This window comes from Rheinheimera nanhaiensis E407-8, from assembly GCF_000296695.1.
GTDB classification, from domain to species: Bacteria; Pseudomonadota; Gammaproteobacteria; order Enterobacterales; family Alteromonadaceae; genus Alishewanella; species Alishewanella nanhaiensis.
Genome location: NZ_BAFK01000041.1, coordinates 1 through 10,733, shown reverse-complemented (window position 1 = coordinate 10,733; position 10,733 = coordinate 1). Strand labels below are relative to the sequence as shown.

The following is a 10,733-nucleotide window of genomic DNA, read 5'->3' as shown; positions in this document are numbered from 1 at the left end:
GGTTGGCGCAACAACGTCACCAATAACAACCCGGCCCAGTACGCGCTCACGCAGACCTTCAACCACGTCACCACCTTCAATCAGCGGCTTCATGATAATGCCCTGATCAGAACCACAGTCCTGCTCAGTCACGACTAAATCTTGCGCCACGTCTACCAGACGACGGGTCAGGTAACCTGAGTTCGCTGTCTTAAGTGCCGTATCGGCCAAACCTTTACGCGCACCGTGGGTTGAGATGAAGTACTGTAATACGCTTAAGCCTTCACGGAAGTTCGCCGTGATGGGCGTTTCGATGATAGAACCATCAGGTTTAGCCATCAGACCACGCATTGCTGCCAGCTGACGGATCTGCGCTGGTGAGCCCCGCGCACCTGAGTCGGCCATCATGTAAACAGAGTTAAATGACTGCTGTTGTACAGTGTTACCGTCACGGTCAACCACGTCTTCTTTTGACAGGTTGTCCATCATCGCCTTAGACAGCGCTTCGTTAGCGGTTGACCAGATATCGATGACTTTGTTGTACTTTTCACCGGCGGTGACCAGACCCTGTTGGAACTGATCCTGGATTTCCGCCACTTCAGCTTCTGCTGCGTTGATGATGTCAGTTTTCGCCGCAGGAATAACCATATCGTTAATACCTACAGACACACCTGATAACATCGCGTAGTGAAAACCGGTGTACATGATCTGGTCTGCCAGAATAACGGTTTTCTTCAGACCGATACGACGGTAAGCGCCATTTAACAGGCGAGAAATCTGCTTCTTACCCATCGCCTGGTTGACAGCGTCAAAGCTTAAGCCTTCTGGCAGAATAGAGTACAGAATGGCACGGCCTACAGTGGTATCACGTACCGCTGTGGTTTCTTTACGCGAGCCATCTTCAGCAAATTCTACTTCAGTGATACGCACTTTGACTTTAGCGTGCAGGCTGGCAACACCGGCGCGGAAAGCTTTTTCAGCTTCTTTGGCACTCTTTAACAGCATGCCTTCGCCTTTAGCGTTAATCGCTTCACGCGTCATGTAGTACAGACCTAATACAACGTCCTGTGAAGGCACGATGATAGGTTCACCGTTAGCAGGTGACAGTACGTTGTTGGTCGACATCATCAGCGCGCGCGCTTCTAACTGCGCTTCCAGCGTTAACGGTACGTGCACCGCCATCTGGTCCCCGTCGAAGTCGGCGTTATAGGCCGCACACACTAACGGGTGTAACTGAATGGCTTTACCTTCAATCAGTACCGGTTCAAACGCCTGGATACCCAGACGGTGCAGTGTTGGTGCACGGTTCAGTAATACCGGGTGTTCACGGATCACTTCATCCAGTACGTCCCATACTGCGCCTTCTTCACGCTCTACCATCTTCTTGGCAGCTTTAATGGTGGTAGCTAAACCACGGGCTTCCAGCTTGCCATAAATGAAAGGCTTGAACAGTTCCAGTGCCATTTTTTTCGGCAGACCACACTGGTGTAAACGCAGCGTAGGACCTACGGTGATAACCGAACGGCCTGAGTAGTCAACACGTTTACCCAACAGGTTCTGACGGAAACGACCCTGCTTACCTTTAATCATGTCCGCTAATGACTTCAGCGGGCGCTTGTTGCTTCCAGTGATAGCGCGGCCACGACGACCGTTATCTAACAGCGCATCTACCGCTTCTTGCAACATCCGCTTTTCGTTGCGTACGATAATATCCGGCGCTGACAGGTCTAACAGACGCTTCAGACGGTTATTACGGTTAATTACGCGACGGTATAAATCGTTCAGATCTGAGGTGGCGAAACGGCCGCCGTCCAGTGGTACCAACGGACGTAAATCCGGCGGCAGTACTGGCAGCACTGTCATGATCATCCACTCTGGCTTGTTACCAGAGGTATGGAAGGCTTCCATCAGTTTCAGACGCTTGCTGATTTTCTTCCGCTTGGTTTCAGAGTTGATGGTTGGCAGCTCTTCACGCATTTGCTTGATTTCAGTTGCCAGATCAATGCCTTTTAATAAGTCCAGAATCGCTTCTGCACCCATTTTGGCTTCAAACTCGTCGCCATGCTCTTCCAGCACGTCTAAGTATTCTTCTTCAGTCAGCATCTGACGACGCTCTAACGACGTCATGCCAGGCTCTGTCACGACATAGCTTTCGAAATACAGCACGCGCTCGATATCACGCAGCGTCATATCCAGCAGCAAACCGATACGGCTTGGCAGTGATTTTAAGAACCAGATGTGGGCAGTTGGGCTGGCCAGTTCGATATGGCCCATACGCTCACGGCGCACTTTAGTTAAGGTAACTTCAACGCCACACTTTTCACAAATAACACCACGGTGCTTTAAGCGTTTGTACTTACCGCACAGACACTCATAATCTTTTACCGGGCCAAAGATACGGGCACAGAATAAGCCGTCGCGCTCTGGTTTAAAGGTACGGTAATTGATCGTTTCTGGCTTCTTTACTTCACCAAATGACCATGAACGGATCATGTCCGGCGAAGATAAACCGATACGGATAACATCAAACTCTTCGGTTTTAGTTTGTTGTTTCAGAAACTTTAATAAGTCTTTCACCTTAGCTCTCCTGTAAGAGGTAAACCGGAATGGGGCAGTTGCCTGCCCCCCAACTCAAGGTCGGTTTATTCCTCTTCCAATTCGATGTTAATACCGAGCGAACGGATCTCTTTCATCAATACGTTGAAAGATTCTGGCATGCCAGGTTCCATTCTGTGGTCACCATCCACGATGTTCTTATACATCTTGGTACGGCCGTTAACGTCATCCGACTTAACAGTCAGCATTTCCTGCAGCGTGTACGCTGCGCCGTATGCTTCAAGTGCCCACACTTCCATCTCACCGAAACGCTGACCACCGAACTGCGCTTTACCACCCAGCGGCTGTTGCGTTACTAAGCTGTAAGAACCGGTAGAACGCGCGTGCATCTTATCGTCTACTAAGTGGTTCAGTTTCAGCATGTACATGTAACCTACGGTAACCTTACGCTCGAAGGTATTGCCGGTCCGGCCATCATATAACGTGATCTGACCGCTGGACGGTAAGTCACCCAGTTCAAGCAGTTGCTTGATTTCGCTCTCTTTCGCACCGTCGAATACCGGTGTCGCAACAGGTAAGCCTTTACGCAGGTTTTCCGCTAAACGACGCACTTCGTCATCGGTAAAGCTTTCAATGTCTACGTTCTGGCGTGATTCACCCAGTGCATACACTTTCTTCAGGAAGTCACGGATCTCCGCCGTTTCTTTCTGCTCTTTAATCATCGCATCGATCTTGTCGCCGATACCACGGGCCGCTAAGCCTAAGTGGGTCTCTAAAATCTGGCCGATGTTCATCCGCGATGGTACGCCCAGCGGGTTCAGTACGATATCAACCGGCTTGCCGTGTTCGTCGTAAGGCATATCTTCTACCGGCACGATAGTGGAGATAACACCCTTGTTACCGTGACGACCGGCCATCTTATCGCCTGGCTGGATCCGGCGTTTCACCGCCAGATACACTTTAACGATCTTCAGTACGCCCGGCGCTAAGTCATCACCCTGCACAATCTTACGGCGCTTGGCTTCGAACTTCTTATCGTACTCAACACGAATTTCTTCGTACTGGGCGGCTAATTGCTCCAGATCGTTCTGTTTATCTTCATCGCTTAAGCTTTGGTTAAACAGCGCGTCGCCTTTCATCGTGTCCAGCTTGGCGCGGTCAACGCCGCTTTGCTCCAGCAGGTTACGGGCCCGGCTGAAAATGCCGGCTTCCAGGATGCGGAACTCTTCATTCAGGTCTTTCTTCGCCTGTTTGACTTCCATTTCCTCGATTTCACGCGCACGCTTGTCTTTCTCTACGCCATCACGGGTAAACACCTGCACATCAATAACAGTACCGGTTACTGAGTTAGGCACCCGTAACGAGGTGTCTTTCACGTCAGACGCTTTTTCACCGAAAATCGCACGTAACAGCTTTTCTTCCGGCGTTAACTGGCTTTCGCCTTTTGGCGTTACCTTACCTACCAGAATATCGCCGCCTTTTACTTCAGCACCGATATAAACGATACCGGCTTCGTCCAGCTTAGACAGCGCAGACTCACCCACGTTGGGGATGTCGCCGGTGATCTCTTCAGGGCCAAGTTTGGTATCGCGGGCGATACAGCTTAATTCCTGAATGTGGATGGTGGTTAAGCGATCTTCCTGTACCAAACGCTCTGATAACAAAATCGAGTCTTCGAAGTTGTAACCATTCCACGGCATGAACGCCACGCGTAAGTTCTGCCCCAGTGCCAGTTCACCTAAGTCGGTAGACGGGCCGTCGGCCAGTACATCGCCACGCTCGATTGGCTCACCGTGGTTAACGCAAGGGCGCTGGTTAATACAGGTGTTCTGGTTAGAACGGGTGTATTTGGTCAGGTTGTAGATGTCGATACCGGCTTCACCGGCCACCATTTCATCTTCGTTAACCTTAATAACGATACGGCTGGCGTCAACATAATCGACCACACCGCCGCGCTTAGCTACTACGGTTACACCAGAGTCTTTCGCTACCACACGTTCAATACCGGTACCTACCAGCGGCTTATCAGCACGCAGTGTTGGTACCGCCTGACGTTGCATGTTCGAGCCCATCAGTGCCCGGTTAGCGTCGTCGTGCTCCAGGAACGGAATAAGCGCTGCAGCAACCGATACGATTTGCTGAGGAGCGACGTCCATATACTGCACTTTGTCGGCCGGCATCAGGGTGAATTCGTTCTTGTAACGACAAGGTACTAATTCTTCTGACAAACGGTTTTCGGCGTTCAGTTCAGCGTTGGCCTGCGCGATAACGAAATTACCTTCCTCGATGGCTGACAGGAAGTCGACTTCGTCGGTTACCACCCCGTCTTCAATACGACGGTACGGTGTTTCCAGGAAGCCATATTCATTAGTCTGGGCAAACATTGACAATGAGTTAATCAGACCGATGTTCGGACCTTCAGGCGTTTCGATAGGACATACGCGACCATAGTGCGTCGGGTGTACGTCACGTACTTCGAAGCCGGCACGCTCACGCGTTAAACCGCCCGGGCCTAAAGCAGAAATACGACGCTTGTGCGTTACTTCTGACAGCGGGTTGTTCTGATCCATAAACTGAGACAGCTGGCTTGAGCCGAAGAACTCTTTTACTGCCGCAGAAATTGGCTTGGCGTTGATCAGATCCTGTGGCATAACCGCATCTAAGTCACCCAGTGACAGACGCTCTTTCACCGCACGCTCAACACGTACTAAACCAACACGGAACTGGTTTTCAGCCATTTCGCCAACCGAACGGATACGGCGGTTACCTAAGTGGTCGATGTCGTCCACTTCACCTTTACCATTACGGATGTCGATTAACACTTTCATCACCGCCAGGATGTCTTCTTTGCTCAGTACACCGGTACCAGTGCCTTCGTCAAAGCCAACACGACGGTTAAACTTCATCCGACCTACAGTAGACAGGTCGTAGCGATCTTCAGAGAAGAACAGATTGTCGAATAAGGTTTCAGCTGCATCACGCGTTGGTGGCTCACCAGGGCGCATCATGCGATAAATTTCTACCAGCGCTTCCATCCGGTTGCTGCTTGGGTCGATACGCAGGGTTTCAGAGACGTAAGCGCCCTGATCCAGATCGTTGATATATAAAGTTTCAAAACTTTCATAACCGGCTTTGGCCAGTTTTGCTAACAGCTCCAGTGTGAGCTCTGCGTTCGCCTCGGCAATAATCTCTCCGGTTGAACGGTCAGCGTAATTTTTCGCCAGCACACGGCCTACCACGTATTCGTGTGGTACTTCCATCATGGTCATGCCGGTTTTTTCCAGCTGACGCACGTGGCGTGCAGTAATACGACGGCCTTGTTCTACTATGACTTCGCCATCGTTGTCTTTAATGTCAAAAGCTGCTGTCTCACCGCGTAAACGGTTAGCAACCACTTCCATTAACAGCTTACCGTCTTTGATTTCAAACTTGGTGTTTTCAAAGAAGGTCGCCAGAATATCTTCAGTGCTGAATTCTAATGCGCGCAGCAAAATGGTAGCCGGTAACTTACGGCGACGGTCAATACGCACAAACAGGCTATCTTTAGCATCGAATTCGAAATCTAACCATGAACCACGGTAAGGGATCACGCGGGCGTTATATAACACCTTGCCTGATGAGTGGGTTTTACCACGGTCGTGATCGAAGAACACGCCTGGGCTGCGGTGTAACTGAGAAACGATAACGCGCTCAGTACCGTTGATGACAAAGGTACCGTTTTCAGTCATTAATGGGATTTCGCCCATGTAAACTTCTTGCTCACGGATATCTTTGATCGTGCCTGGTGCTTCTTTATCAAATAACACCATGCGCAGTTTTACACGCAGTGGCGCTGAGTAAGTAACGCCGCGAATTTGACATTCTTTTACATCAAATACGGGTTCCCCGATGCGGTAGCTGACGTACTGCAATTCCGCACTGCCTGAATAGCTTTTAATAGGGAATACAGAGCGGAATGCGGCTTCTAAACCGTAATCTCCTTCCGGATCAGGCTCGATAAATTTGCTGAACGATTCAATCTGGATCGACAACAGGTATGGCACATCCAATACTTCCGGACGTTTGCCGAAGTCCTTACGGATACGTTTCTTCTCAGAATAAGAGTAAGTCATGGGGTTCCTCAGCTTGCTGATTTTTTTCCCAACAACCCATTACAGGTCGCGTTTGATACCAGCCATAGTATCAACAGGGGTGGGGAAATCATTGTCCCACAGCGCAAAAAGGCCGGTGATTAATTCATCACCAGCCCGGCCTGAAATTCAGGCGAATAATCCGGGATAAGCCGGATTATTTAACTTCAACAGAAGCACCAGCTTCTTCAAGTTCTTTCTTCAGAGCGTCAGCTTCAGCTTTAGAAACGCCTTCTTTGATTGGAGCTGGAGCGCTCTCAACCAGGTCTTTCGCTTCTTTCAGGCCTAAACCGGTAGCGCCACGTACTGCTTTGATAACAGCAACTTTGTTCGCGCCAACGCCAGCCAGAACAACTGTGAACTCAGTTTGCTCTTCAACAGCAGCAGCAGGACCTGCAGCAACTGCTACAGCAGCAGCTGCAGACACACCGAATTTTTCTTCCATTGCAGTTACTAACTCTACTACGTCCATTACAGACATTGCAGCGATAGCATCTAAGATTTGATCTTTAGTCACTGACATTGCTCAGATTCCTAAATTAGGGGACTTATCCCGATTAAACTTTACTTTCAAACCAAACGTAAAATTACGCGGCTTGCTCTTGTTTTTGGTCGCGAACCGCGGCAATTGTACGTACAAGTTTGCCGGCTGCTGCCTCTTTCATTGTGCTCATTAAACGTGCGATAGCTTCGTTGTAAGTTGGTAACGAGGCTAACAGTTCAACGTTTACTGTGGCGCCATTGAACGCTGCACCTTTCAGCTCGAAATCTTTGTTCTCTTTGGCGAAATCTTTGAAGATACGCGCTGCAGCACCTGGGTGCTCTTTAGAGAATGCAATTAATGTCGGGCCTACGAATACATCATTCAGACACTCAAACTCGGTGCCTTCTACTGCACGGCGCGCCAGGGTATTACGGACAACTTTCATCCATACACCGGCATCACGCGCTTGCTTACGCAGCGCAGTGATTTTGCCAACAGTGACACCACGAGCGTCTGCGACTACCGCAGATAAAGCACCTTTGGCAGCTTCCTGGACTTCAGCAACAAGTGCTTTTTTGTCTTCAAGCTTAATAGCCATGGGCTCTTAACTCCTGGTTCATCCGGGCGATATTGCCCGTTTGCCTACACATCGCCTTATGTTGCCACAAGGCGCGCGATTTACGGTGAGACCAGAAGGAATCTAATTCTCTCTGGGGCCTGCACCGTCTGCGTAGGTTTTGTGTTTTAAGCCACGCATTTCTAAGAAATTTTGCGGCACCTACGGTCTTGGACGGAAGCCGTCATTTACGAGAAATGCGGCTTCTACCCTAAAAAATGAGCGCGAGATTATAAAATAATCACTACGTTCTGTAAAGCATCACACCTTAGACAGCAGCACTCAGCGACGCCTGGCTCAGGGTTAAACCTGCACCATGAGTAGAAGAGATAGTGACTTTCTTGATGTAAATACCTTTAGCTACTGATGGCTTAGCACGTTTCAGTGCAACCAGCAGTGCTTCTAAGTTTTCTTTCAGCTTATCAGCATCGAAATCGATTTTGCCGATAGTTGAATGAACGATACCGTTCTTGTCGTTGCGGTAACGCACCTGACCCGCTTTCGCATTCTTCACCGCTTCTGCTACGTTAGGGGTAACAGTACCGGTTTTCGGGTTAGGCATTAAGCCACGTGGGCCTAAGATTTGACCTAACATCCCTACCACACGCATAGCGTCTGGAGATGCGATAACCACGTCAAAGTTCATCTCGCCTTTCTTAACCTGTTCGGCTAAGTCTTCCATGCCCACGATGTCAGCACCGGCAGCTTTAGCAGCTTCAGCGTTTGCACCCTGAGTGAACACAGCAACACGAACAGTACGGCCAGTACCGTGAGGCAGTACAGTAGCACCACGCACGTTCTGGTCAGATTTACGGGCGTCGATACCCAGGTTTACTGCAACGTCAACGCTTTCAACGAACTTGCCAGCAGTTAATTCTTTTAACAGAGCAACAGCTTCGTTGATGTCATATTCGCGGGTTGAATCTACTTTAGAGCGGATTAACTTAGCGCGTTTTGTTAATTTAGCCATCTGTTAGCCCTCCACCACTAAACCCATTGAACGGGCAGTACCTTCAATGGTACGCACCGCAGCGGCATGATCTGCAGCAGTCAAGTCAGGCTGTTTCACCTTAACGATCTCATCAATCTGAGCTGCTGTGACTTTGCCCACTTTCTGGGTGTTAGGACGACCTGAACCACCTTTTAAGCCAGCTGCTTTCAGTAATAAGAAAGATGCTGGAGGCGTGCGGGTTTCGAACGTGAAAGAACGATCGCTATATACAGTAATTACTACTGGAATTGGCATGCCTTTCTCAAGACTCTCTGTACGGGCGTTAAAGCCTTTACAGAATTCCATGATATTCACACCGTGTTGACCCAGCGCCGGACCTACTGGTGGCGACGGGTTAGCCATACCGGCTTTAACCTGCAATTTAATAAGTGCAGTGACTTTCTTTGCCATGTTTCACCTCTGTTTTTGGGTCATAGCCTTGTAAGTGCGAGGACACTTACTCAAGCGGCTTCCCAACGTTAAAAAGGGCGCAGATTATATTTTAATCAGCTCCCGGTTACAATCTTTATCTTAGGCTTTTTCGACCTGCGCAAATTCCAGATCAACCGGCGTAGAACGACCGAAAATAAGTACCGACACTTTTACGCGGCTCTTTTCATAGTCTACTTCTTCCACTACACCGTTAAAGTCAGCAAACGGGCCTTCAGTAACACGAACCACTTCACCAGCTTCAAACAGCGTCTTCGGCTTCGGCTTATCAACGTTATCCTGTAAACGGTTCAGGATGGTCATCGCTTCTTTTTCAGAAATAGGCGCCGGACGGTCTGAGGTGCCACCGATAAAGCCTAATACCCGCGGTACACTTTTAACTAAGTGCCAGGCTTCTTCACACATTTCCATCTGCACCAGCACATAGCCGGGGAAGAACTTGCGCTCAGACTTGCGCTTTTGACCGGCGCGCATTTCAATCACTTCTTCAGTTGGCACTAACACTTCGCCGAACTTGTCTTCCATCTGATGAATTTTGATATGTTCGCGCAGCGAGGTAGCAACACGTTGCTCAAAGCCCGAGAATGCCTGCACTACATACCAACGCATCTTTCCTGCCATGGTTTAGATCCCCAATCCGGTTAAAAATGACACTAAGCGCAATAAGATGGCATCTAAGCCCCACAGGATTAACCCCATGATCACAGTCGCTACCAATACAACCAGTGTTGTCTGCATCGTTTCCTGGCGGGTTGGCCATACCACTTTGCGTACTTCTGTACGGGACTCTTTGGCAAAGTTAATAAAGGTTTTGCCTTTCTGCGTTTGCCCGGCCACAACACCGGCAACAATAACCAGCACAACAATAGCGATAGCGCGCTCTAAGGCACCCAGTTCGTAAATGTAGTTACCCACTACTGCCAGTGACAAAATAACAAAGACCAGCAACCACTTAACTATATCAAATCCACTTTTTGGGGTTTCACTTGCTGCGTTCATGCTTTGACTCACTTCACCTTGACTTGCTTATAGCAACACACTACCGGTAAAGCGGTGCTTTACCGAAAAATATTGGCAGGGGCAGAGGGATTCGAACCCCCAACCATCGGTTTTGGAGACCGCTGTTCTACCAATTGGAACTATGCCCCTACAAGGTTGTAAACCCAAACTGTGCCGGGTTTGCAAATAGCCGCTCATTATACTGTCTTAACCGGCTAAAACAAGCACACCTTAAGCTATTGGAACATATTTAGCCTGTAGCAACAAAAAAGGCCCCGCAGGGCCTTTTTCAATCCGGCTTATTAGGCCAGGATTTTTGATACTACGCCTGCACCTACTGTGCGGCCGCCTTCACGGATAGCGAAGCGTAAACCTTCGTCCATCGCGATTGGACAAATCAGCTCAACAACAAACTTCAGGTTGTCGCCTGGCATTACCATCTCTACGCCTTCTGGCAGCTCTACTGCGCCCGTTACGTCAGTGGTACGGAAGTAGAACTGTGGACGGTAGCCTTTGAAGAATGGCGTG

Annotated in this window: 9 protein-coding genes and 1 tRNA gene; all 10 read right to left on the bottom strand. The window is 49.4% G+C overall.

Translation table 11 applies throughout. The features are described from left to right. A partial coding sequence (rpoC, locus tag RNAN_RS18355; RefSeq protein ID WP_040552680.1) for a DNA-directed RNA polymerase subunit beta' occupies positions 1-2,556 on the bottom strand: 2,556 nt, incomplete at its 3' end. A gap of 65 nt (positions 2,557-2,621) precedes the next feature. Then, positions 2,622-6,647 (bottom strand): DNA-directed RNA polymerase subunit beta, encoded by a 4,026-nt coding sequence (gene rpoB / locus RNAN_RS18350; protein ID WP_040552677.1) that lies wholly within the window; start codon positions 6,645-6,647, stop codon positions 2,622-2,624. A 175-nt stretch (positions 6,648-6,822) separates the two neighbouring features. After that, a complete protein-coding gene (gene rplL / locus RNAN_RS18345; RefSeq protein WP_008224576.1) occupies positions 6,823-7,188 on the bottom strand; it encodes a 50S ribosomal protein L7/L12 in 366 nt (121 codons plus the stop codon). Positions 7,189-7,252: 64 nt separating this feature from the next. Further along, positions 7,253-7,747 (bottom strand): 50S ribosomal protein L10, encoded by a 495-nt coding sequence (rplJ, locus tag RNAN_RS18340; protein WP_008224573.1) that lies wholly within the window; start codon positions 7,745-7,747, stop codon positions 7,253-7,255. Positions 7,748-8,033: 286 nt separating this feature from the next. Beyond that, positions 8,034-8,735, bottom strand: coding sequence for a 50S ribosomal protein L1 (gene rplA, locus RNAN_RS18335; RefSeq protein ID WP_008224571.1), 702 nt, complete (start codon positions 8,733-8,735; stop codon positions 8,034-8,036). 3 nt (positions 8,736-8,738) lie between these two features. Then, a complete protein-coding gene (gene rplK, locus RNAN_RS18330) occupies positions 8,739-9,167 on the bottom strand; it encodes a 50S ribosomal protein L11 (protein WP_008224570.1) in 429 nt (142 codons plus the stop codon). 120 nt (positions 9,168-9,287) lie between these two features. Then, positions 9,288-9,815, bottom strand: coding sequence for a transcription termination/antitermination protein NusG (gene nusG, locus RNAN_RS18325; RefSeq protein WP_008224569.1), 528 nt, complete (start codon positions 9,813-9,815; stop codon positions 9,288-9,290). Positions 9,816-9,830: 15 nt separating this feature from the next. Beyond that, positions 9,831-10,205: a preprotein translocase subunit SecE gene (gene secE, locus RNAN_RS18320; RefSeq protein WP_008224568.1), complete on the bottom strand. Its 375-nt coding sequence runs from the start codon at positions 10,203-10,205 to the stop codon at positions 9,831-9,833. A 73-nt stretch (positions 10,206-10,278) separates the two neighbouring features. Further along, positions 10,279-10,355 (bottom strand) — tRNA-Trp (locus RNAN_RS18315). Positions 10,356-10,507: 152 nt separating this feature from the next. Next, positions 10,508-10,733: EF-Tu C-terminal domain-related protein (locus tag RNAN_RS18310; RefSeq protein WP_040552673.1), on the bottom strand; the 226-nt coding region annotated here is incomplete at its 5' end.